This is a genomic window from Microvirga sp. TS319, from assembly GCF_041276405.1.
Classification (GTDB): Bacteria; Pseudomonadota; Alphaproteobacteria; order Rhizobiales; family Beijerinckiaceae; genus Microvirga.
Window position 1 is genome coordinate 552,019 of sequence record NZ_JBGGGT010000002.1, and the last position, 21,183, is coordinate 573,201.

The 21,183-nt window shown below is 62.8% G+C and carries 21 protein-coding genes and 1 pseudogene; 13 read left to right on the forward strand and 9 right to left on the reverse strand.

Translation table 11 applies throughout. The features are described 5' to 3' along the window. Positions 1-166: 166 nt before the first annotated feature. From AB8841_RS11995 to AB8841_RS12020, 6 genes are all read left to right on the forward strand, one after another. A complete protein-coding gene (locus AB8841_RS11995; RefSeq protein ID WP_370436081.1) occupies positions 167-1,246 on the forward strand; it encodes an ABC transporter ATP-binding protein in 1,080 nt (359 codons plus the stop codon). A 63-nt stretch (positions 1,247-1,309) separates the two neighbouring features. After that, entirely contained in the window at positions 1,310-2,449 is a 1,140-nt protein-coding gene (locus tag AB8841_RS12000) for an extracellular solute-binding protein (RefSeq protein ID WP_370436082.1), read from the forward strand. Positions 2,450-2,555: 106 nt separating this feature from the next. Further along, complete coding sequence (locus AB8841_RS12005) at positions 2,556-3,380, forward strand: ABC transporter permease (RefSeq protein ID WP_370439253.1); 825 nt, start codon at positions 2,556-2,558, stop codon at positions 3,378-3,380. Beyond that, positions 3,377-4,189 (forward strand): ABC transporter permease, encoded by an 813-nt coding sequence (locus tag AB8841_RS12010; protein ID WP_370436083.1) that lies wholly within the window; start codon positions 3,377-3,379, stop codon positions 4,187-4,189. The genes AB8841_RS12005 and AB8841_RS12010 overlap by 4 nt, the downstream gene beginning before the upstream one ends. Positions 4,190-4,205: 16 nt before the next feature. Further along, positions 4,206-5,240 (forward strand): LacI family DNA-binding transcriptional regulator, encoded by a 1,035-nt coding sequence (locus AB8841_RS12015; protein WP_370436084.1) that lies wholly within the window; start codon positions 4,206-4,208, stop codon positions 5,238-5,240. 37 nt (positions 5,241-5,277) lie between these two features. After that, positions 5,278-5,802, forward strand: a complete 525-nt coding sequence (locus AB8841_RS12020; protein ID WP_370436085.1) for a haloacid dehalogenase — start codon at positions 5,278-5,280, stop codon at positions 5,800-5,802. 72 nt (positions 5,803-5,874) lie between these two features. Here the strand turns inward: AB8841_RS12020 and AB8841_RS12025 are convergent, their stop codons facing one another. The 3 genes from AB8841_RS12025 to AB8841_RS12035 are packed head-to-tail and all read right to left on the reverse strand — an operon-like array spanning position 5,875 to position 8,863. Next, positions 5,875-7,383 (reverse strand): tripartite tricarboxylate transporter permease, encoded by a 1,509-nt coding sequence (locus AB8841_RS12025; protein WP_370436086.1) that lies wholly within the window; start codon positions 7,381-7,383, stop codon positions 5,875-5,877. 11 nt (positions 7,384-7,394) lie between these two features. Next, positions 7,395-7,907, reverse strand: a complete 513-nt coding sequence (locus AB8841_RS12030; RefSeq protein ID WP_370436087.1) for a tripartite tricarboxylate transporter TctB family protein — start codon at positions 7,905-7,907, stop codon at positions 7,395-7,397. Further along, positions 7,904-8,863 (reverse strand): tripartite tricarboxylate transporter substrate binding protein, encoded by a 960-nt coding sequence (locus AB8841_RS12035; protein ID WP_370436088.1) that lies wholly within the window; start codon positions 8,861-8,863, stop codon positions 7,904-7,906. The genes AB8841_RS12030 and AB8841_RS12035 overlap by 4 nt, the downstream gene beginning before the upstream one ends. A 361-nt stretch (positions 8,864-9,224) precedes the next feature. Here AB8841_RS12035 and AB8841_RS12040 point away from each other — a divergent pair, with 361 nt between their 5' ends. The 3 genes from AB8841_RS12040 to AB8841_RS12050 all read left to right on the forward strand — a co-directional run bounded on the left by AB8841_RS12040 (position 9,225) and on the right by AB8841_RS12050 (position 11,849). Next, positions 9,225-10,061: an aldo/keto reductase gene (locus AB8841_RS12040; RefSeq protein WP_370436089.1), complete on the forward strand. Its 837-nt coding sequence runs from the start codon at positions 9,225-9,227 to the stop codon at positions 10,059-10,061. A gap of 181 nt (positions 10,062-10,242) precedes the next feature. Next, the gene (locus AB8841_RS12045) at positions 10,243-11,241 is read left to right on the forward strand and encodes a dihydroxyacetone kinase subunit DhaK (RefSeq protein WP_370436090.1); all 999 of its coding nucleotides are present in this window, start codon (positions 10,243-10,245) and stop codon (positions 11,239-11,241) included. Further along, complete coding sequence (locus tag AB8841_RS12050) at positions 11,241-11,849, forward strand: dihydroxyacetone kinase subunit L (protein WP_370436091.1); 609 nt, start codon at positions 11,241-11,243, stop codon at positions 11,847-11,849. Before AB8841_RS12045 ends, AB8841_RS12050 begins: the two co-directional genes overlap by 1 nt. Positions 11,850-12,103: 254 nt before the next feature. Here the strand turns inward: AB8841_RS12050 and AB8841_RS12055 are convergent, their stop codons facing one another. From AB8841_RS12055 to AB8841_RS12075, 5 genes are all read right to left on the reverse strand, one after another. Continuing rightward, positions 12,104-13,009: an IclR family transcriptional regulator gene (locus AB8841_RS12055; protein WP_370436092.1), complete on the reverse strand. Its 906-nt coding sequence runs from the start codon at positions 13,007-13,009 to the stop codon at positions 12,104-12,106. Between the two features lie 257 nt (positions 13,010-13,266). Further along, positions 13,267-14,103 (reverse strand): carbohydrate ABC transporter permease, encoded by an 837-nt coding sequence (locus tag AB8841_RS12060; RefSeq protein WP_370436093.1) that lies wholly within the window; start codon positions 14,101-14,103, stop codon positions 13,267-13,269. 2 nt (positions 14,104-14,105) lie between these two features. Then, positions 14,106-14,732, reverse strand: coding sequence for a carbohydrate ABC transporter permease (locus AB8841_RS12065; RefSeq protein ID WP_370436094.1), 627 nt, complete (start codon positions 14,730-14,732; stop codon positions 14,106-14,108). A 6-nt stretch (positions 14,733-14,738) separates the two neighbouring features. Next, a complete protein-coding gene (locus tag AB8841_RS12070; protein WP_370436095.1) occupies positions 14,739-15,053 on the reverse strand; it encodes a hypothetical protein in 315 nt (104 codons plus the stop codon). 130 nt (positions 15,054-15,183) lie between these two features. After that, a complete protein-coding gene (locus tag AB8841_RS12075) occupies positions 15,184-16,560 on the reverse strand; it encodes an ABC transporter substrate-binding protein (RefSeq protein WP_370436096.1) in 1,377 nt (458 codons plus the stop codon). A gap of 107 nt (positions 16,561-16,667) precedes the next feature. On the opposite strand from AB8841_RS12075, the pseudogene AB8841_RS12080 reads away from it, so the two are divergent. From AB8841_RS12080 to AB8841_RS12095, 4 genes and pseudogenes are all read left to right on the forward strand, one after another. Continuing rightward, positions 16,668-17,098, forward strand: a pseudogene (locus tag AB8841_RS12080) (FAD-dependent oxidoreductase); the annotation flags it as partial. A gap of 114 nt (positions 17,099-17,212) precedes the next feature. Then, positions 17,213-17,419 (forward strand): FAD-dependent oxidoreductase, encoded by a 207-nt coding sequence (locus tag AB8841_RS12085; RefSeq protein ID WP_370439254.1) that lies wholly within the window; start codon positions 17,213-17,215, stop codon positions 17,417-17,419. A gap of 150 nt (positions 17,420-17,569) precedes the next feature. After that, entirely contained in the window at positions 17,570-18,640 is a 1,071-nt protein-coding gene (locus AB8841_RS12090) for an ABC transporter ATP-binding protein (RefSeq protein ID WP_370436097.1), read from the forward strand. An 88-nt stretch (positions 18,641-18,728) separates the two neighbouring features. Beyond that, entirely contained in the window at positions 18,729-19,634 is a 906-nt protein-coding gene (locus tag AB8841_RS12095; RefSeq protein WP_370436098.1) for a dihydrodipicolinate synthase family protein, read from the forward strand. Between the two features lie 156 nt (positions 19,635-19,790). On the opposite strand, the gene AB8841_RS12100 is transcribed toward AB8841_RS12095, so the two are convergent. Then, the gene (locus tag AB8841_RS12100) at positions 19,791-21,182 is read right to left on the reverse strand and encodes an aspartate aminotransferase family protein (RefSeq protein ID WP_370436099.1); all 1,392 of its coding nucleotides are present in this window, start codon (positions 21,180-21,182) and stop codon (positions 19,791-19,793) included. Position 21,183: the final 1 nt, after the last annotated feature.

The window sequence follows — 21,183 nt, forward strand, 5'->3', positions numbered from 1 at the left end:
GCCATGGTCCCGCGAAGCCGGCTCAATAGCGGCAAAGCTTCTCCGTCACAAAACTGTATCAGACATTAGTCTAAACCCACTTGAGTACTTCGGTGCAAATCGAGCATAGTTTTGCACGGCTGTGCAAAAAAGTGCCCGAAGAGGCCTCAGCCGAGGAGAGGAAATAATGAGCGCCTTCCTTGAAGTCGTCGATGCCCGTGTTCTCTATGGGCAGAACGAGGTGCTGAAAGGCGTGAGCCTGGCGGTCGGGAAAGGGGAGTTCGTCGCTCTTCTCGGCTCTTCGGGGTGCGGAAAGACGACTCTTCTGCGCAGCATTGCAGGATTCAATGCTCCCGCCTCAGGCGCGATCCGCGTCGATGGACGGGATGTGACCCGGCTGCCTCCCGACAAGCGCGGCATGGCCCTGGTGTTTCAATCCTATGCCCTCTGGCCGCATATGACGGTCGACCAGAATATCGGCTATGGGCTGAAGCTCAGGAGCATGCCGAAGCCGACGATCGAAGCGCGCGTTGCTGAAATCAAGAAGCTGCTGGGCCTGGACGGTCTCGGCGCCCGCAAGCCGGCCAACCTTTCCGGCGGGCAGCGCCAGCGCGTTGCGCTCGGACGGGCTCTGGCGATCCAGCCCGACATCCTTCTTCTCGACGAGCCATTGTCCAACCTCGATGCGAGGATACGCCTGACGGTCCGTCACGAGATCAGTGCGCTCCAGCGGCGCCTCGGCATCACGGCCGTGCACGTCACGCACGACCGCGAGGAAGCCATGGTGATGGCGGATCGGATCGTCATCCTCAACAACGGCGAGATCGCACAGGTCGGGACGCCAGAGGACGTGTACAACCGTCCTGCCTCCGACTTCGTCGCGGCTTTCATGGGGGCGGAAAACCTCATCGAGCTTTCGGCCGAGACGGCCGGCGACCGGATGACGATTGCCGCCGGGCCGTTCAACTCGTCGGCCGTATTCCCCGCCCGGGGGCGGACATTGGCCGGTCGCCTGAACGCACGCTTTCGAGGAGAGTCGGTGGAACTCGCCGAGGCGGGCGACGCGATTCCGTCCGGTGCGGACGGAACTTCGTTGAAGCTGGCCGGCATCGTCGAGCAGACGAGCTATCCGGGTGGCCTCTGGCGTCATGTGATCGCCGTCGGCTCCGACCACGTCATCGTCGATTCTCCGCGCAGTTTCGAAATTGGCAAGCGCGTCTCGATCCGCATTCCGGAAGAAGCGCTCTTCCTGTTCCCAAAACAATAGACCGGCGGATTCCAACCGCAGGCAAAGGCACAGGGCACCCGAGGGTGTCACAGGAGAAGGACCATGAAAGCTAAGTTGATTGCCTCCACGCTCGTGGCAGGCATGTTCTGCACGTCGCTCTCCGCGGCGGAACTGACCGTCCTCACCGCCGGCGACCAGAATATGGTCGATTACGTGAACGAGTATCTGGGGCCCTTGTTCGAGAAGGAGAACCCGGGCACGAAGGTTCGCGTCGTCGGAACCGGTCCGGGCGATGCCGGATCCCAGAAGATCCTCGAGCGCTTCGAAGCGCAGAGCAAGGCAGGCGTTCAGAAATGGGATGCCGATGTCGCCGTCGTTCACGAGAAATTCGTCGGCCCCATGGTCGAGCAGAAGTTCCTCGAGGCGTATCGCGGCAAGATCCCGACCGGCTCCCTGGTGACACGCGAAAATGCCAAGATGGCTCTCGGCGCGAACGTGGACGGCTACGTGATGCCCATGTTCAACAGCCAGACGGCCCTGGCCTACAATCCTGCTCTGGTTCCCAATCCGCCGAAGAGCTACGACGAGATCGTCGAGTTCGCGAAGAAGAACCCGAAGCAGTTCGGCTATAACGGCATCAAGGGCGGAGCGTCCGGCGTCAGCTTCGTCATGGGCTGGGTCTATGCCTATGGCGGCGGCGATGCGCAAAAGCTCATGAACGGCCCGTTCGACCCGAACGAGGCCAAGCACTGGGACAAGGCTTTCGCGTCCCTGAAGGACTTCACCCGCAACGCCACGCTCACCCCGGGCAATGCCGGCACGCTCGACATGCTCAGCCGTGGCGAGATCGCCATCGGGCCGGTCTGGGTCGACATGTTCTATTCCTGGAAGGCGAACGGCCAATTGCCGCCGGAGATGAAGCTGGTCCTGCCGTCTCCCGGCATGCCCGGCCAGCCGATGCACTACGTCGTTCCGGAAAAGAGCGCCAACAAGGACCTCGCCGAGAAGTTCGTCGCGCTTGCGACCAGCCCGAAGGTGCAGGCCGAGGGGATCGTGAAGCGCTTCAACTGGTATCCCGGAATCGATGCGCAGCACGTTCAGGCGAACCTGGACAAGGCGACCTGGGAGAAGCTCTTCACGGACATCTCGCCCGAGGACCTGGCCAAGAACGGCAAGCCGTTCCCGATTGCTCCGTACAACAGCGCGATCCTGGAAGCCTATGAACGCCAAGTTGGAAACTGACGTCACCGACGGCTGGGGAAGCAGAAGGCTTCCCCAGCCCGACGCCGATCGTGCATCCCGCAACATGCAGCCGGGCCATTCGAATGCGGAGCGCGGACGACTTGCCATGCCGCCTCGCATGCTGGGTTTTCTATTGGTCGCTCCGGCGCTGGCGATTGTCGTGTTCCTCTTCATCGTGCCTCTCGCCAGCTCGGTCACGGGGGCGTTCGACGTCGGAGGCGCATTCAGTTTCGGCAATTTCACGAAGGCCTTCGAGCTCTACAGCGGCGACATGCTCTTCACGCTCGCCATCGTGACCCTGTCGTCGGCCCTGATCGGCCTCTTCTCCATCATGATCGGCGGCTATCTCACGCTCGGCTCGAACCCGCGGGCCGTCGCGGTCCTGAGATGGGTCTACCGCTGGCCGCTGTTCATTCCGTTCATCGTCGTCGGCCAGATTTTGCGCACGTTCCTGGCCAAGAACGGCCTGATGAACAACATCTTCATCGAACTGGGCCTGATGACGCCTCTGTCGGCCATGTCCTTTCTCGACTGGCGAGGCATCGTCATCGCGTTCGTCTGGAAGCAGACTCCTTTCGTCGCCTTGCTCCTCTCCGGCGCAATGGCCTCCATCGATCACAGCACCATCGAGGCCGCGCGCAATCTCGGGGCCAAGCGCCTGCGGATCCTGATCGAGATCGTCCTGCCCCAGGTCCGCACGACCCTTCTGGTCGGTATCATCCTGAGCTTCGTGACGATGATGTCCGTGCTGTCGGTTCCGCTCATGATAAATGCGCAATCGCCCACGATGATCACGGCCAACATGGCGTTCCGCATCAACGCCTACAGGGATTACGGCGTCGCCAATGCCCTCGGGCTGATCTCGCTGCTGATGACGAGCGTCGTTGCCTGGATTTATCTGCGTCAAACCATGAGGGAGCATCGCCGATGAGCGCGCGCCTCGACTGGAAATGGATCCCCCGTGGGATCGGGCTTGGAATCCTGGCCTTCATCGTCTTCGGTCCTCTGGTGAACCTTCTGCTCTGGACCGTGGCGGAGCGCTGGTATTTCCCGCATGTCCTGCCGCTGAAATACGGCTTCACGTTCTGGGCGAATGTCTTTTCGCCGCGCGGGAACGCCATGTCCTCCTTAGGCACGAGCATCGTCATCGCCGCCCTGACGGTGATCGTGTCCCTGGGGCTTGCCATTCCGGCAGGCTACGCGCTCGCCCGGCTCCGCCTGCCGTTCCGCGGCCTCATCCTGCTGGCGCTGCTCATTCCTCAGGCTTTCCCGAACCTGCCGGTCTATGTGAACATCGCGCGCATCTTCTATCAATACGGCCTCAATGGAACGGTTCTCGGCGTGGTCCTCGTCCATGTGACGCACGGTCTCGTCTATGCGGTCTGGATTGCGACCGCGGCTTTCTCCGCCATCGACCGCGAACTGGAGGAGGCCGCGCGTTCCATGGGCGCAAGCGCGCTGCGTGGGTTCTGGGACGTTACAATGCCGATTGCGGCACCTGGGCTTCTGGCGAGTGCCATCTTCGTGTTCCTGGAATCCCTCGACGAGTTCACGGGCACCTATTTCGTCGGCGCCCCCGACGTTTCGACCCTGCCCCTTCTGCTCTACACGGCCGGCTCGGGGGGCAATTATCAGATCGCCTCCATCACGGCCCTGATCCTGCTGATCCCTTCGATCGCCTTCATGTTCGTCGTCGAGCGCTTTCTCCGGTCCGACGTGCTCTCCAAGGTCGGGCGCTGATCGAATGGCGGGAGACATGGATACGGAGATCGACGGAACCGGACCGCACTTCGTCAGCGCCCATATGGTGGCCGAACGCGCCGGCGTCTCGCGCTCGGCCGTCTCGCGCGCCTTCACGCCGGGAGCGAGCATCGCCCCCGCGACGCGCAAGAAGGTGATGAAGGCCGCAGCGGAGCTGGGCTACCAGGTCAACGATCTGGCGCGCGGGCTTCTCGCCAATTGCAGCCGCCTCGTGGGCCTTGTCGCCTCGGATCTTGCAAGCCCATTCCGGACGCTGCAGGTCGCGGCCTTGTCGAGGCGCCTCGTCGCACGGGGAAGCGTTCCCGTTCTCATTCCGACCGAGCCCGGAGAGGATCAGGTCGGGGCCGCCCACGCGACGCTTCTGCGGTACAGGGCCGAGGCGACGATCGTCCTGTCCGGCATGCCGTCCTCGTCCATCGTCGAACTGGCGCAGCGCAACGGGCAGCCGCTCATCGTCGTAGGGCGGACAGAGCACGGTCCGGACCACGTCCGGATCAACAATGCCCGCGCGGCGCAGGTCGCCGTCGAGGTCTTCCTGGCGCGAGGGCTGACGAAGCTCGGCCTCGTTACATCGGTCGTCGGTAGCCCGAACCTGATCGAACGGGAGGAGGCCTTCGTCGCGGCGGCCAGGGAGCGGGGCCTCGAGGTCAAGGTTCAGCGGGCGGGCTACACCGACTACGAGGGCGGTCAGGCCGCCGCGTCCCTGCTCCTGGGAACGGGCGTGACGGTCGAGGCGGTTTTCTGCGTCAACGATCTCATGGCGCTCGGATTGATGGATTTTGCCCGGGACGTGCTGAATCTCTCGATCCCGGAGAACCTCTCGGTCATCGGCTTCGACGGCATTCCGCAAACCCGCTGGAGCGCCTATCGTCTGACGACCTTTCATCAGGACGAGGAGGCGCTCGCCGCGGAAACCATCCGGGTTCTGGATCGGCGGCAGGCCGACCCGAAGGCGCCGCCCATCGTGTCGGTGCTCGATGTGCCTCTGATCTATCGTGGAAGCGTCCGGCCGCTGAAGGACGGCATGTGAGGGGCAACCATCCGGCCGCCCCGTTCGAGGGAACGACATGAAGACCGAGTATCATTCCATTTGGCTGATGCCCTGCGCCACGCAGGAGAGGATGTTGTCGGGCATCGTCCGGGATCTCGCCGGACGCTTCGAAAGCCCGATCTTCCAGCCGCATCTGACCCTCGTGGAGGATATGCCGAGAACCTGTGAGGAGCTGCAGCCTCTTCTCGCGCAGGTCGCCGAGGATGCGAGCGCGTTCGACGCGCCCGTCGAGACGGTCGAGGAAAGCGGCCTGTATTATCGCTCGTTCTATGCGCGCTTTCCGGTCGTCCAGCCTCTGCGCGTCATGAAGACGAAAGCCGTCGAGGTCTTCCGTGTTGGAAACGTCGAGAGCTTCATGCCGCATATCTCACTGGCCTATGGGGTCCAGGAAGGCCCTGAAAAGTCCCGATCCATGGGAGACCTGCGGGAACGGCTCGCGGGCATGAGCGTGCGCTTCGACCGAATCTGCATCGTTTCCTCGTCTCAGCAGACTCCGATCGAGGAATGGGCGATCAGATCGAGCGTCCCGCTACCCGAATGACGATGGCGCCGGCGGGTTGCGCCGGCGCCATCATTGTCTTCCTGGCGATGGGTGTGAAGGCTCGCTCCGGCCTTACTCCGTCACGGGCAGGCTCACTATGGATTTGCCGCGCAGGCGTCCATAGACCCAGCTGATCGGCGGCAGGGACCAGAGCACGATCACGACGATGCCTAAGCCCGCCGCGATGGGGCGCGAGAAGAAGCCGAGGATGTCGCCCTGCGAGATGATCATCGAGGTCAGGAAGTTCTGCTCCACGAGAGGACCCATCACCATTCCAAGGATGATCGGCGCGATCGGGAACGCCGCGCGTTGCAGGAGATAAGCCAGAACCCCGAAGCCCGTCATGATGACGACGTCGAACATGGAGTTGTTCGCAGCATAAGCGCCGACGAGGCAGAAGATCATGATCGCGCCGTTCAGATAGGCCCGCGGTACGCCGAAGATTACGTTCGCAGCGCGAACCGCGAGATAGCCGAGCGGGATCAGGAGCAGGTTGGCGATCACGAAGATCAGCATCACGGCATAGAAGTTCTCGGGATGGCTCGTGAACAGCTGCGGGCCCGGATTCAGGCCCTTCATGAACAGGATTCCCACAGCGATGGCCGTGACCGCATCGCCGGGAATGCCGAAGACCATCGCGGGAATCCAGGCAGCGGACAGGGCCGAGTTGTTCGAGGCGCCAGCTTCCACCAGGCCTTCCTCATGCCCCTTGCCGAACTTTTCGGGTGTCTTGGAGAAGCGCTTGGCCATGGCGTAGGAGATCCATGCCCCGAGGTCGCCGCCCGCCCCCGGCAGGGCGCCGATGACGGTGCCGAGAGCCGAGCCTCTCCAGAGATTGACCTGATGCTTGTTGAGAATGCCGATCACGCCGGCATAGGGGTTCTTGACCTTCGTGGCGGCGACGAGACCGGGGGCGCCGGGGGTGTAGCGCAGCAACTCTCCTAAGGCGAAGAGGCCGATCATCGCGGGCACGAAGGAAAGCCCGCCGGTCAGATCGAGATTGCCGAACGTGAAGCGCGCGGTGCCGGTCAGTGGGTCTGCGCCGATGGTCGAGAGGGCGAGGCCCAGGAACAGCGCGAGGACGCCCTTGATCACGCCGCTCGAGCTGACCAGGGCCGCGCAGGACAGGCCCAGGATCGCAAGCCAGAAATACTCGAAGCTCGAGAAGCGCAGCGCCACGCGTGCGAGAGCGGGAGCCGTGAAAGCCAGCACCACGAAGCCGAACAGGCCGCCGATGCAGGAGGCGACAATGGAAATGCCGAGAGCTTGCGCGCCCTTGCCCTTCTTCGTCATGGCATAAGCTTCGTCCGTATAGGCGGCGGACGAGGGGGTTCCGGGAATTTTCAAAAGAGCGCTCGGAATATCGCCGGCCGTGATCGCCATGGCGGTGCAGGCGATCACCGTCGCAATCGCCGGAATGGGCGACATGTAGAAGGTAAACGGCACCAGGAGCGCGACAGCCATCGTGGCGGTCAGCCCCGGGATCGCTCCGACGAAAAGCCCGAACAGGCACGACACCGTGATGGCGACGATGGTTTCCGGTGTTCCCACCAGAGCCAGGGCCTTGATGAAACTGTCCATGAACCTGGTCCTTAAAAGAGAATGCCCGTCGGCAGCGGCACGCGCATCACGTGGGCGAACAGGTAGTCGACCACGAGCGTCAGCGCGACGGACGACAAGGCGGCTCCCCACCATTTCGCGCGTCCTGCCCAGGTCACGGCAAAGCCATAGAGCGACGTGGTGATGATGAAGCCGAAATAGGGAATGAGCAGAATCACAAGCACAAGCCCACCCAGCAGGATCATCGTGAAGAACGCGGAGCCTCCTCCATCTTCCTCGTTGTCGACGGTCTGCGCTCCGGCGCGCCAGTTGCGCATGGAGGTGATGCACAACGCCGCGCCGAAGAATGCCAGTACGAAGGCGCAGATGGACGGCAGGAGTCCTGGTCCGATCAGCGTATCGGGGATCATCGGCTGGAAATCCCTTGAGCCGAAGAACAGCCCGAGGCCCCCAAGCACGCAGGCGAGCCCCAGACCGAAATCCGCGAGAGGCGGAGAACCCACCTCCAGGGAGGCGGGTTCATTCTTGTTTTGGGCCGACATCATTTGATGAGTCCCGCGGCCTTCAGGCCCTCGCCGAACTGCTTGTCCTTTGCGGCAAGATAAGCCTCGAAGTCGGATCCTCCGGCAAACGTTACGCCGAACTGGCGATCCGCCATGAATTTCTTGTATTCTTCGCTCGCGACCACATCCTTCAAGGCCTTTTCGAGCTTGGCGGACACGTCCTGCGGCAGGCCCTTGGGGGCGGCGAGACCACGCCAGCCGCTGATCGAGAATTCGATGTCGGACGCTTCGGCAACGGTCGGAACGTCGGGGAAGTTGGAGTTGCGCTCGGTGTCGAGCGTAGCGAGAGCGCGGATCTCTCCCGCATCCATCAGAGCCTTGGCTTCCGAGAACTGAACGATCGCCGCCTTGATCGCGCCCGAGGTGAGAAGCTGCAGGGCCGGCGCGGCACCTTCGCTCGGTACCCAGAAGGCGCCCTTGGCTCCGGCCGCGGCCACCATCGCCGCATAGGAAAGGTGATTGACGCCGCCCTGATTGGCACCGCCCGCGGGGATCGCCGCCGCGTTGGTGCGCATGGCGTCGACGAGATCCTGCAGCGTCTTGAAGGGCGAGTCCGCGGCCACGAACACCCCGCCGTAATCAGCATTGTAGAGGCCGATCAGCGTATAGTCCTTGTAGGAAACCGGAGCCTGGTTGAGCCAGTGGAACATCGACAGTTCGGTGGTGATGTTGCCGAGCGTATATCCGTCCGGCTTAGACCGCGCGATCTCGGTATGGCCGATCACCGAACCGCCACCCGTGCGGTTGACCACATTGATGGGCTGGCCGAGCTTCTCCTCGAGCAGCCGCGCGACGATGCGGGCCGTTCCGTCGGAGCCACCGCCCGCACCCCACGGAACGATCAGCGTGATCGGCCGCTCGGGATATTCGGCTAGCGCCGTTCCGAAAGAAAGAGCCAGTGCGAGACCGGCAGCGGCAAGCGTCTTGATCGACTTCATTCACTCCTCCCAGAGAGCTATGTGAGCGGCGCGACCGGAAAGTCGCGCACCATTGTCGTGGAGCGTATCTTGAGCACGCTGTTGTCCACATTCCGAATATCTATCCCGGTTTGCAGGACAAGTGTCAATCGCGCAATGTTCCGATCCGCTCTCCGAGCCAGGGCGTTTCATCCTAAAGGACGAAGCCTAGCGCCTGGATCGGGGCTCTTGAACAAATGGCGGGCACTGCTCGAGATGCCGGCCCCGTTTCGGCGTTCTATCGGGCCGGTGCCCTTATGCGTTCCCCAGATGGAGGGATTGCCAAATCCCCCGACATTCCCCTCAAGGAGTTCATCCGATTCAACGAGGAGAATGTGTGATCATGAAGGCCGATCTTGTCGAAGCGAACGGGGCGAATATTCCTGCAATCGGGCTTGGCACATGGAGGTTGCAGGATCAGGCCTGCGCCGATGCCGTCCAATGGGCCATCGAAGCAGGCTATCGCCATATCGATACAGCTGCCCGATACGAGAACGAGGCGGCGGTCGGCGCCGGGATCAGGGCGTCCGGACTGGCCCGCGACGAGGTTTTCATCACCACGAAGGTGTGGCACAGCGATCTGCGTCTCGATGACTTCCGGCGCTCCGCAGAAGCGAGTCTCAAACGGCTCGGCCTTTCGCAGGTTGATCTTCTGCTCATCCACTGGCCGAACAGCGATGTGCCGCTGGCCGAATCGCTCAATGCTCTCGCCGAGGCGAAGCGGAGCGGCCTGACACGCCATATCGGCGTTTCCAACTTCCCGGCGCGTCTGCTCGAACAAGCCGTGCAGCAATCGTGCGAGCCGCTGACGGTGAACCAATGCGAGTACCATCCCTATCTGGATCAGAGCCGCGTGCGTGCGGCCTGCCGGGCATATGGAACCGCTTTCACGTCCTACTGTCCCCTCGGGCGAGGTGAACTGACGCAGGAGCCGCTGATCGAGGCCATTGCGGGAAAATACGGCAAGACGCCCGCGCAGGTGGTGCTGCGCTGGCACGTGCAACAGCCAGGGACCGTCGCGATTCCGAAATCGGGCAATCGGCAGCGCATTGCGGAAAACCTGAACATTTTCGATTTCGTTCTGTCGGGTGAAGAGATGCGGAATATTTCGGGCCTCGCGCGCCCGGATGGCCGCATGGTGCGTCCGGCCTGGGATATGGATTTCGAGGACGAAATTTGAAGGATCCTTCTGTCTCTCAACGATTTCTTCGAGGCGGTCGTCGCGCGGTCGAGGTCACTTGAAAATGACCCAATTCCGGAATACGGTTTTCAGGTCCGAATTTGGGACGATTTAGAGGCCTCGGCCCTTGCGCCTTATGCGACGGTTAGACGGCCAGACAGGGCGGAAGGCGCACAATCGAATGAAGAAGCTGATGAATCACGCGTCCACCTACGTGGACGAGATGCTTGACGGGCTGGTGATGGCCAATCCCTCTCTCGTCCGGGATGGAGCTGGCGGACGCGTCATCCGCCGGGCCGAGCGGATTCGCCAGGGCAAGGTGGGCGTCGTGTCCGGCGGCGGCTCCGGCCATCTGCCGCTCTTTACCGGCTATGTGGGGCCGGGGCTCCTCGACGCCTGCTCGATCGGCAATGTTTTCGAAGGGCCCAACGTTGATTCCTGCATGGATGCCATCCGTCTCGCCAATGGCGGTCAGGGCGTCCTGTGCCTCTATGGCAATTACGGCGGCGACCGCATGAACTTCAACATGGCCGGTGAGTTTCTGGCCGATGAGGGGATCGAGACCACGACGGTGCTCGGGACGGACGACATCGCCAGCGGTTCTCCGGAGGAACGGGACCGGCGCCGGGGTGTCGCCGGCATCATGTATGCGTACAAGGCCGCGGGCGCGAAGGCGGAGCAGGGCGGGTCCCTGCAGGACGTCACCACCGTCGCCGCCAAGGCCGTCGCGCGCACGCGGACGGTAGGGATTGCTCTCGCTCCCTGCCAGGTGCCTGGCGCGGCGCAGCCGACCTTCACCATTGCCGACGACGAGATGGAAATGGGAATGGGCATCCATGGCGAGCCCGGAATCTGGCGCAACAAGATGAAGCCCGCCGATGCGATCGCGGACGAGATGGTTGAGCGCCTCCTCGCTGACAGGCCCGATGATGCGGGACATCGCGTCTCGCTTCTTGTGAACAGCCTCGGGGCGACGCCTCTCGAAGAGCTGTTCATTCTCTATCGCCGCATCGCGCAGCAGCTCGACAAGGCCGGGATCACGATCGTCCACCCGCTCGTCGGACGCTACACGACGTCGATGGAAATGGCGGGAGCGTCGGTCAGCCTGTGCTTTACCGATCCGGAGCTCGAGGAGCTTCTCGCAGCGCCGGCATCGTGCCCGTTCTGGAGGGTGGGCTGATGGGTTTCGGAACATCCGACATCTCCGCGGCCATCGCGCGGGCAAAGGCGCGCATGGCCACGCTCGAGCAGGATCTGAATGCGGCCGATTCCCACCTTGGAGATGGTGATACGGGCGGAATGCTGGCCCGTGTCATCGACCGCCTCTCCGAGGAAAATTTGAACGGCACCGAGGATGTCGGCGCGGCCTTTTCCGCGCTGGCCCGCGCTGCGGTTTCGGCGACGGGCTCAAGCCTCGGCACTCTTCTGGCGACCGCTCTGATGACCATGTCCAAGGCGACGCGCGGTCGGGCAGATGTGCCGTGGTCCGAGCTGGGCGATCTCCTGGCGGGGGCGCGGGATGCCATGCTCGCCCGTGGAGGCGCCAAGCTCGGCGACAAGACAGTGATCGATGCGCTTGACGCCGTCGCGAATGCAACGCGCGGGGTCGAGGATGGCACGGCTCTTGCACGCGCGGCGAGCGTCTCCGCGGCGGATGTCCTCGCGCGCTTCCGGGACGAGCCCTGCCGGATGGGGCGGGCGCGCATGTTCGGCGACAAGAGCCGTGGCATGGACGATCCGGGAATGCTGGCCCTCGTCCGGCTGACGGACGCGATTGCAGGATTCTGAGCCGCGATGGCGCTGGCTTCTCGTTAAAGCATCGAACGCAAAAGTGGGCACCGGTTTTGCGTGAAAAGATGCTCATAAAACCATAGACTTAGAGCATCGAACGCACAAGTGGGCACCGGTTTTGCGTTCGATGCTGTAGAGCATTTTGGGCGAAGTGGATCCGGTTCGCCGTCCAAGAATGCAGCCGAGCCGAAGAAAAGAGCCGATTCCGCTGACATGGAAACAGCTCCAGGTCTGCGCCGTTTCAGGGCGCGTCAGTGATTGTAGCCCAGCCTCTGCGAGATCGAATTGGCGTGGTGCACGACGACCTTCGCGAAATCCTCGACTTCCGACACCGGCAGCTGCCAGGCGGGCCCGCTGATCGACAAGCCTGCAAAGACTTGGCCGGACTGGTTGCGGATCGGAGCGCCGATGCAGCGCAGGCCCGGCTGATGCTCGCCGTCATCCACCGAATATCCGCGCTTGCGGATCTTCTTCAGCTCCGCCTTGAGAACATCCCCCTTGGTGATGGTCGATTCCGTGAAGCGTGTAAGACCGCCTGCGATGAGACGGTCGACGACCTCATCGGGCTGATAGGCCAGAATGGCTTTTCCGACGCTCGTGCAATGAGCCGGCGCATTCTCGATGAAGGTCATCGATCCGGAGCTCTCCGAGGCGGAATCGGCACGTTGGATTACCACGGCGCGGGATCCGTCGAACACCGCCAAGTGAACCGATTGGCCGCTGAACCGGCGCAGCGCGTCCACCATCGGGCGGGCCTCGCGATGCAGATCGAGATTGGACAAGGCCACGCTGCCGAGCTCGAACAGCTTGAGGCCCAGCCGGTAGCGATCGCGCTCTCGGTCCTGGTCGAGAAAGCCCACATCGCGCAGGGATGCCATCATCCGATGAGCGGTGGAGCGGGGCAGGCCCGTGCGCTGGCAAATCTCCGCCAGAGAGAGATTCCTGTCGTTGACGGAAAAGCAGTCGAGAACGCGCACCAGCTTGGACAGGGACTTGAGATTGTCGTCCGCGCTGCGGCCGGCCTTGGCCTCAGCGCCTGTTCCATCCACGCGAGACGACTTGCTTCTGGTCGTCTTGGGCGTAGGAGTGCTCTCTGAAGATGCTGGCGCCTCGGCGGTCAATGCGGCTACCTGGTCCTTCACTCGCGATGTAGCCATTGAAACCGTCCCTTGAAATACTTGCTTTTGCTATGTCCTTGGAAGGATCAAGGCGGCGTTTCTAAACGCCGGTTCCTTCAATCCCACATCACGGGATTATAATAGTTAAAGTGGCTTGGTCAATTCTTAGGCACTGAGGCCGGTCCAAAGGCTGGAACCTGATGCGGCGCCACCGATGCGGGAACGGATAGGAGCAAGGCCTGCGCACGCCAAGGTAACCATCCTTGCAGCGTCTCCGTTCCTTGCCTCGCATCGGATCAGCCTTTCACGGCTCCGGACAGGACGCCGCGCAGGACGTAGCGTTGCGCGAACATGAACAGAATCACCACGGGAACCGTCGCGAGCGTGCCCATGGCCATGATCTCGCCCCAGCGGATATCGAAGGAAGTGATGAACTCTGAGATGCCGACCGGAATCGTCTTCATTGGTGCAGCCGACATGATGATGCTGGCGAACAGGAACTCGTTCCACGACTGGACGAAGACGAAGATGCCGACCGAGAATATGCCGGGCAGCGAAAGCGGCAGGATGATTTTCACGAAGGTGGAGAAATAGGATGAGCCGTCGACCCAGGCCGCCTCGTCGATCTCTCGCGGGATCCCGGCGAAGAAGGATCGCAGCATCCACACGGCGAACGGAAAGGTGAGGATCGAATGGCATATCACGAGGCCGAGATAGGTATCGGTCAATCCCAGGAAGGCGAGCGTCATGTAGATGGGAACGAACAGGACGATCGCCGGGAACATGTAGGTGATCAGGGCCGCGAAGAGAAAGAGGTTCTTGCCCGGGAAGTCGAAACGCGTCACCGAATAAGCCGCGAGCACGCCGATCACGAGACAGACGATCGTGGTCAGGGCTCCGACGATGAAGCTGTTGAGAAAGAAGGTGGGGGCCGATGTCGCCGTGAAGATGGCGCGGTACCACTCGAGGGTGAAGGATTCCGGCAGGATCGCCGGCGGAGACACGAAGAGTTCCGTCGGCGGTTTGAGGGACGAGATCATCATCCACAGGAGTGGCAAGCCGATGAAGGCCATCAGCGCCAGAGACGCGGCGTAGACGGTGGCGTTCGCCGTGATCGAGTTGGGGTTGGACATGATCAGCGCCTGCTCGCGAGCTTCAGGACCAGAAGATAGACGGAGATGACGGCCAGAAGGATGAGGCCCAGCATTACCGCGAGGGCGGAGCCGTAGCCGAAGCGGAAGAAGCCCATGCTTTCTTGGTAGATCCAGATCGGCCAGTGCTCGGTGGTGCCGGCCGGGCCGCCGCGGGAGATCAGCCAGATGATGTCGAAGAAGGTCACGGTCCAGATAAGGCGCAGCAGGAACAGAACCTTGGTCACGTCAGCCAGGTGCGGCAGCGTCACGTAGAGAAACTGCTGCCAGGTCGAGCCGCCGTCGACGGCGGCCGCTTCGTACTGGTCCTGCGGGATGGATTGCAGGGCCGCCCAGTAGGAGATCATCACGAAGGGAAATCCGCGCCAGATATTGGCCAGCACCACGCTCACCATCGAGCCCGCAGGCGTCGCCAGGGGCGATTGGTTGGGAGCCAGAAGGCCCATCGATTGCAGTACGCTGCTCACGATACCGAAGCTCCCGTCGAGCATCCAGCGCCAGAACAGCGCAAGGGCGATCACCGGCACGACATACGGCAGAAGCAGGACCGTCCTGATGATCTTCATCCCGGGAAGATCGCTGTTGACGCATAGGGCCGCCAGAAGGCCCAAGGCGAACTAGCCGGCCAGCGACGTGACCGTCCAGACGAAGGTGTTCCAGGCGATCGTCGGGAGTTTCGGCGACGTCAGAATTTCGAGATAATTGCCGAGGCCGACGAATTGCTCGGAATTGTCGAAGATGCTCAGCGAGTAGAAGCTCAGCCGGATCGCGTCGAAAACCGGATAGGCCACGAAGATCAGCATGAAGAGCACGGCGGGGACGATGAACATCCCGCCGACGAATTGCTGCTGATGGAAGATGGTTGCACGGGGCGGGGAGGTCATCCGGATCTCTGCCGTCGGCTGCTGATCGAGCATGTTGGTGCTGGCCACTATAGCGATCCTGTTTGCATGGACGTTCTCGGGACCGTCTTGACCCGGCGGTCGTCCTGTCCGGTCCGCGAGAACGGGGGTGCGGGACGGCCCCGTTCTCCGACGTTTGAGGCCGCCGTGGCGGCCGCGGTTACTTCTTGATCTGGGCGACCTGCGCCTTCAGCTGCGTCGCCATCTGTTCGACCGCCTGCTGGGAGGTGGTCCTGCCGAGGGCGGCGTTCTGGATTGCGTCGCCGATGAAGCTCGTCGCCTCGATCTGGCCCGTCAGCGGATTGAGCCCTGCCTCCTGGCCATAGCGGTACCAGTTCTGCATGACCTTGTTGAAGATCACATCGAGTTCGGGTTTGAACCGCTTCACGTAAGGATTGTCGTTATAGGCCTGGCTCTCGAAAGCGCTGCGCGTGGCGGGCAGCGCGAAGATCGGGCGGGAATTGGCGCGGTTCGCGACCTTCTCCGGCGTGTAGAGGCAGGAGAGAAGCTCCTTCGAGGCGGCTTCCTTTTCGGGCGTCGACTTTCCAACGAGGTAGTAATAGCCACCGTTCAGAGCCGCCGCCGGAGGCTTGCCGGCCTCGGGGCCGGGGAGGGGGAACACGCCCATATTATCGAGCATGGACGGATTCTGCTCGGCCGCGATCAGAACAACCGCGCCCCACTCGTTGGCCATCGCGACCGTGCCCTGGACATAGGCGTTGCGGTAATCGCTCCACGACCACTCGACGCTCGCGGGCGGGGACGCCTTCTTGTAGAGGGTCAACATCGTGTCGAGGGATTTGATGGCCTCGTCCTTGTGCTTGTCGAAGACGTATTCGCCCGTCTTCGGATCAAAGATCGTGCCGCCCGCCGCATAGAAGAACTGGAAGAAGGTCTGCGGCGCCACGAGCGAGCGGCCCATCGGAACCGCGAAGCCGTAGGTATCGGGCGTGCCGTCCTTGTTCTTGTCGACCGTGAGTTTCTCCGCGGCCTCGATCAGCTGGGGCCAGGAGACGGGAATCTCGATATTGGCCGCCTTGAACAGATCCTTGCGGTACCAGACTTCCTGGTGCAGGGCCCAGTCGGGAACGCCCCAGACCTCGCCGTCCTTCCGAACCGCGTTCAAATAGGAGGGCAGGAAATCGTTCTCGCCGATCTTCTTCACCACGTCCGTCACGGGAACGAGGCCACCGCGCGCCTGCACGAAGGCAACCGCGCCTTCGAGGGTATTCATGATGTTGGGCGCCTGGCCGTTGCGCATCGACGTGATGAGGCGGGTATACATCGTATCGAAGGGAACGGTCTCGAAATTCACCTTCAGGTCCGCGATCCCGGCGGCGCATTGATCGACCTGCGCCTTGATGACATTCGCCTGGGCGGCGGTCGTCAGGTTGGTCCAGAAGCTCAGCTCGACCGCCATGGCTCCGCCGATGCCGCCCATCCCGACGGAAAGAGCGGTTGCGAGAAGGGCGCCCTTCAGGGGCACCGAGCGTGCTCGAGCGGACACGGCGCGCCGAAAAGTCCGGTTGCGTGGCATGGTTTCCTCTCCTTGGGGGCGGGCGTTCAGCAATCTTATCGTGCTTGCATTTATCCCGTATAATGGACTACGCTCCCGCGCCAGTCAATCAGCAACTAGGTCAAGGGATGAGAAGCGTTATCGAGCCGCGACGGGAGATCCCGGTTCGCGGCAGCTACGACGTGGTGGTCGCAGGCGGCGGAACGGCCGGCATCACGGCCGCGATCGCGGCTGCGCGCAACGGCGCGCGCGTGCTGCTGGTCGAACGCGGTGGATTTCTCGGAGGACACATCGCGACGCAACTGCTCGAACACAGTGCCGGATGGTTCGACGCGAAGGGGCGCAAGATCGTCGGCGGCATCCCCGACGAGCTTGTCGAGCGCGTCGTCGCACAGGGTGCATCGGCGGGTCACGTGCGCGACGATACGGGCTATACGCTCTATCGCTTCCCGGTCAGTCACGAGGAATTCAAATCGGTCGTCACGGGATGGATTGCCGAGGCCGGGATCGACATTCTCGTTCACTCGCCCGTTGCCGCCGTCCTGAAGGGCGAGGGTGATCGCACGGTCGTCGTTATCGAGAACAAGTCGGGGCGCATTGCGTATGAAGCCTCGACCATCGTAGATACGACATCCCGTTCGGCTGTCTTCTTCCGGAGGGGCTTCCGTCCATCATCGTCGCAGGTCGCTGCATCTCGGCCGAGCGCAGGGCTTTGGCCAGCGCGAGAATCACCGGAACATGCATGGCGATGGGACAGGCGGCCGGTACGGCGGCCGCCCTGGCGGCCACGCAGGGCTGCCCGATGCCCGCTATCGACGTCGCTGCGCTCCAGCGTCTCCTGAAGGCTCAAGGGGCAATCTTCGACGGCATCGGTGCATGAGGTTCGATACGCGGCTCGCGACTTGACACATCCCGTCAGCTGCGCAATCTTGCGGGAGCTAATCCCGAAAAACGGGATATGAATCCAAGAACTGTATCGCGCTCTCCCGGATCGGCTTTGGGCGGGCACGCATAAAGGTAGGACAACGCCGTGGCCCGTATCGAGCTTCGCCAGGTATCAAAGAGCTATGGAGCCGCACGCATCATCGCCGGGGTGAATCTGCCGATCGAAAACGGCGAATTCGTCGTTCTGGTCGGCCCGTCAGGATGCGGCAAGTCGACCTTGCTGCGCATGATCGCGGGGCTGGAGCCGATCAGCGGCGGGGAACTCGTGATCGACGGCGAGATCGTGAACAACCTGCCGCCGCAGAAGCGCGACGTGGCCATGGTCTTCCAGAGCTATGCCCTGTATCCGCACTACACGGTCTACGACAACATGGCGTTCGGCCTGAAGCTCAGGGGCAACCCGAAGGCGGATACGGATGCCCGCGTGCGCCGGGCGGCCGAGATCCTCGGTCTCCAAAATCTCCTGACCCGGTATCCGAAGAATCTGTCGGGTGGTCAGCGCCAGCGCGTCGCCATGGGCCGCGCCATCGTGCGCAACCCGCGCCTTTATCTGTTCGACGAACCTCTGTCGAACCTCGACGCGAAGCTGCGGATCTCCATGCGGTCGGAGATCAAGTCTCTTCACCAGTCCTTGCGCACCACGACGGTCTATGTCACGCACGATCAGGTCGAGGCGATGACCATGGCCGACAGGATCGTGGTCCTGCGCGACGGCAACGTCGAGCAGATCGGCACGCCAATGGAGCTCTATCGGTCGCCGGCGAACGAGTTCGTGGCCGGCTTCATCGGGGCCCCCACCATGAATTTCGTGCGCAGCCAACTGCCAGGCGGTCCCGACAGGGAGGTTCGCTGCCCAGGTGGAGATGTTCCGATCCGCCTTCCCAAGGCATCGACGGCAAACGGCGAGATCCTGATCGGCATTCGGCCCGAGCATCTCCAGCCGACGACCGGACCCGGTCTGATCAACGGCCGCATCAAGATGGTGGAGCCCACCGGCCCTTCCGACTACGTGATCGTCGATACGCAAGCGGGACCCGTGTCGGCCGTTCTACCGACCTCTTACCAGGCAAGGAGCGGCGACAGCATCCGTTTGGCCGCCGAGGCCCCCGACATTCATCTGTTCAACGCTCAGACGGGCCGCCGCCTGGAGGCATGACAGACGAACCTATCTTCGCCGCCGGATGGAGGACGGATGGCGGCAGGATAACCCTCACCATGAGAAACCGAGAAAAGGTTGTGACACCATGAATGAAAGCCAAGCCGCAGAACTGAAGACGCGTCTTCGCGGTATTCTTCCGCCCGTTACCATGCCGTTCGATGAGCAGGGAAATCTCGCTCCCTCCGCCATCAAGGCGCAGATCGACCTCATGGTCAATTCGGGCGTCCATGGCGTCGTCGCCGGGGGCAGCACGGGCGAGGGCCACACGCTCTCGACGGAAGAGTTCTATGATGCAATGGTGGCGACGCACGACGCCGTCGCAGGGCGCGTGCCGTTCGTGGCTGGCCTGATCGTCAACTCGACGCGCGAAGCCATCGACCGCACGAAGATGCTCAAGAACCTCAAGGTCGAGGCCTTGCAGGTGACGCCGGTTCACTATCTCTTCAAGCCAGATGCTGAAGCCACCATCACCCACTTCCGGGCGATCTACGAAGAGACGGGCATTCCGATCCTTATCTACAACGTCATTCCCTGGAACTATCTCTCCGTGGACTTGATGCTGCGGATCATGGACGAGGTTCCCGGCGTCGTCGGCATGAAGCAGAGCTCGGGCGATCTCAAGTCGCTCTCCGATCTCGTGCAGCGGGTGAAGCCCAACAACATCGTGCTGAGCGGTATCGATGCGCTGCTCTATTCCGGCTTCTCGCTGGGTGCGGACGGCGCGATTTCGGCTCTCACCTCCGCGCTGCCAGGCATCACGGCCAAGCTGTTCGATCTCGTCAACAAGGGCCGCCACGACGAAGCCCTCAAGATCCACTGGCAGCTCAACACGCTGTGGAACTCCCTGCGTCACGACAACCTGCCGGCCTGCGTCAAGTACATTCAGCATCGCCAGGGCCTGCCGCTCTATCATCCGCGCGCGCCCATGGAGCGCGTGACCGATGCCCAGAAGGCGGCCATCGACAAGGCTCTCAAGGGGCTCATCGACTGATCGGGTGCGATTCGCCCTGAAGTGCTTGCTGCAAAGGCGGAGCGGCCCGTGGTCGCTCCGCCTTTCTTGCTTTCGGCTTCGGCGAACCGGATCCGGTTCGCCGAAGAAAGGCGCGGTCTGACGCAAGACGCGGGGGGCGACGGCCCTCGCGATGCATCAAAGCGTCGACGTCACCGACTCGACGGCGTCCTTCGTGGCGCTCACGATGATGTCGGCCTCCTGCCGCGTGAGGCAGAGCGGCGGCGCGAAGCCGAGGATGTCGCCCTGGGGCATCGCGCGGCCAATGACGCCGCGTTCCAGGAGCGCCGCCGTGATGCGCGGGCCGACCTTCTCGGATGCATCGAAGAAGACCCGGTCGTCCCGGTCGCGCACGAACTCGACGGCGGCCATCAGGCCCTCGCCGCGCACCTCGCCCACGAAGCGGTTCGAGCCCACTGCTTCGTTCAGGGCGGCGTTGAAATAGGCGCCGGTCTCGCGGGCATTGGTGACGAGATCGAGCTCGTCGACGACCTCCAGGTTGGCGACGCCCGCCGCAGCGCAGAGCGGATGGGACGAGTAGGTCCAGCCGTGGCCGATGGCCCCGTAGGTGTCGGAGCCCTGCTCCAGCACGCGCCAGGCCCTCTCGGACACGATCACGCCCGAGAGCGGCGCATAGGCCGAGGTCAGGCCCTTGGCGATGGTGATGAGATCAGGCTTCATGCCGTAATGGTCGGAGCCGAACATGGTGCCGAGGCGGCCAAACCCGGTGATGACCTCGTCGGCGATGAGCAGGATGTCGTGCCTGTCCAGCACCGCCTGGATCTTCTCCCAATAGCCCTTCGGCGGAGGCACGATGCCGCCCGTGCCGAGCACCGGCTCGCCGATGAAGGCGGCGATTGTCTCGGGGCCTTCGGCCTGGATCATCTCCTCGAGCTTGTCGGCGCAATATTGCGAAAACTGCTCCTCGCTCATGGAGCGGTCGGGCCGGCGGAAATAATAGGGCGCTTCCGTGTGCAGGATCGGCGGGCGCGGCAGGTCGAACAGGTTGTGGAAGGCGGCGAGGCCCGTGAGGCTGCCGCTCATCAGGCCGGAGCCGTGGTAGCCGCGCCAGCGCGAGATGATCTTCTTCTTCTCGGGCCGCCCCAGCACGTTGTTCATGTACCAGACGAGCTTGATGTTGGTTTCGTTGGCGTCCGAGCCCGAGAGGCCGAAGAATACGCGGCTCATGCCCTTCGGGGCGCGGTCGATGATCATCTTGGCGAGACGGATCGAGGGCTCGGAGCCGTGGCCCACATAGGCGTGGTAATAGGGCAGGGCGGCGGCCTGGGCCGCGATGGCGTCGGTGATCTTGGTGCGGCCGTAGCCGACATTCACACAATAAAGGCCCGCGAACGCGTCGAGGCTGCGCTTGCCCTGCCGATCGACGATGTAGACGCCTTCGCCGCCCGCGATGATGCGATTGGGCGTTTCTCCGCGCGCGTGCTGGGCCATGTGGGTGGAGGGATGGAAGAAATGGTCCCGGTCCCAGGCGTTGAGTTCGTTGTCGAGAGTGTTGGTTTCGTTCAGCATG

Excerpts from the sequence above, each read along its gene's own strand:
- AB8841_RS12055 (WP_370436092.1), bottom strand. The coding sequence starts at position 13,009 with ATGGCTACATCGCGAGTGAAGGACCAGGTAGCCGCATTGACCGCCGAG.
- AB8841_RS12045 (WP_370436090.1), top strand. The coding sequence starts at position 10,243 with ATGAAGAAGCTGATGAATCACGCGTCCACCTACGTGGACGAGATGCTT.
- AB8841_RS12100 (WP_370436099.1), bottom strand. The coding sequence starts at position 21,182 with ATGCTGAACGAAACCAACACTCTCGACAACGAACTCAACGCCTGGGAC.
- AB8841_RS11995 (WP_370436081.1), top strand. The coding sequence starts at position 167 with ATGAGCGCCTTCCTTGAAGTCGTCGATGCCCGTGTTCTCTATGGGCAG.
- AB8841_RS12000 (WP_370436082.1), top strand. The coding sequence starts at position 1,310 with ATGAAAGCTAAGTTGATTGCCTCCACGCTCGTGGCAGGCATGTTCTGC.
- AB8841_RS12025 (WP_370436086.1), bottom strand. The coding sequence starts at position 7,383 with ATGGACAGTTTCATCAAGGCCCTGGCTCTGGTGGGAACACCGGAAACC.
- AB8841_RS12050 (WP_370436091.1), top strand. The coding sequence starts at position 11,241 with ATGGGTTTCGGAACATCCGACATCTCCGCGGCCATCGCGCGGGCAAAG.
- AB8841_RS12030 (WP_370436087.1), bottom strand. The coding sequence starts at position 7,907 with ATGATGTCGGCCCAAAACAAGAATGAACCCGCCTCCCTGGAGGTGGGT.
- AB8841_RS12015 (WP_370436084.1), top strand. The coding sequence starts at position 4,206 with ATGGATACGGAGATCGACGGAACCGGACCGCACTTCGTCAGCGCCCAT.
- AB8841_RS12005 (WP_370439253.1), top strand. The coding sequence starts at position 2,556 with ATGCCGCCTCGCATGCTGGGTTTTCTATTGGTCGCTCCGGCGCTGGCG.
- AB8841_RS12035 (WP_370436088.1), bottom strand. The coding sequence starts at position 8,863 with ATGAAGTCGATCAAGACGCTTGCCGCTGCCGGTCTCGCACTGGCTCTT.
- AB8841_RS12060 (WP_370436093.1), bottom strand. The coding sequence starts at position 14,103 with ATGTCCAACCCCAACTCGATCACGGCGAACGCCACCGTCTACGCCGCG.
- AB8841_RS12020 (WP_370436085.1), top strand. The coding sequence starts at position 5,278 with ATGAAGACCGAGTATCATTCCATTTGGCTGATGCCCTGCGCCACGCAG.
- AB8841_RS12040 (WP_370436089.1), top strand. The coding sequence starts at position 9,225 with ATGAAGGCCGATCTTGTCGAAGCGAACGGGGCGAATATTCCTGCAATC.
- AB8841_RS12095 (WP_370436098.1), top strand. The coding sequence starts at position 18,729 with ATGAATGAAAGCCAAGCCGCAGAACTGAAGACGCGTCTTCGCGGTATT.
- AB8841_RS12075 (WP_370436096.1), bottom strand. The coding sequence starts at position 16,560 with ATGCCACGCAACCGGACTTTTCGGCGCGCCGTGTCCGCTCGAGCACGC.
- AB8841_RS12010 (WP_370436083.1), top strand. The coding sequence starts at position 3,377 with ATGAGCGCGCGCCTCGACTGGAAATGGATCCCCCGTGGGATCGGGCTT.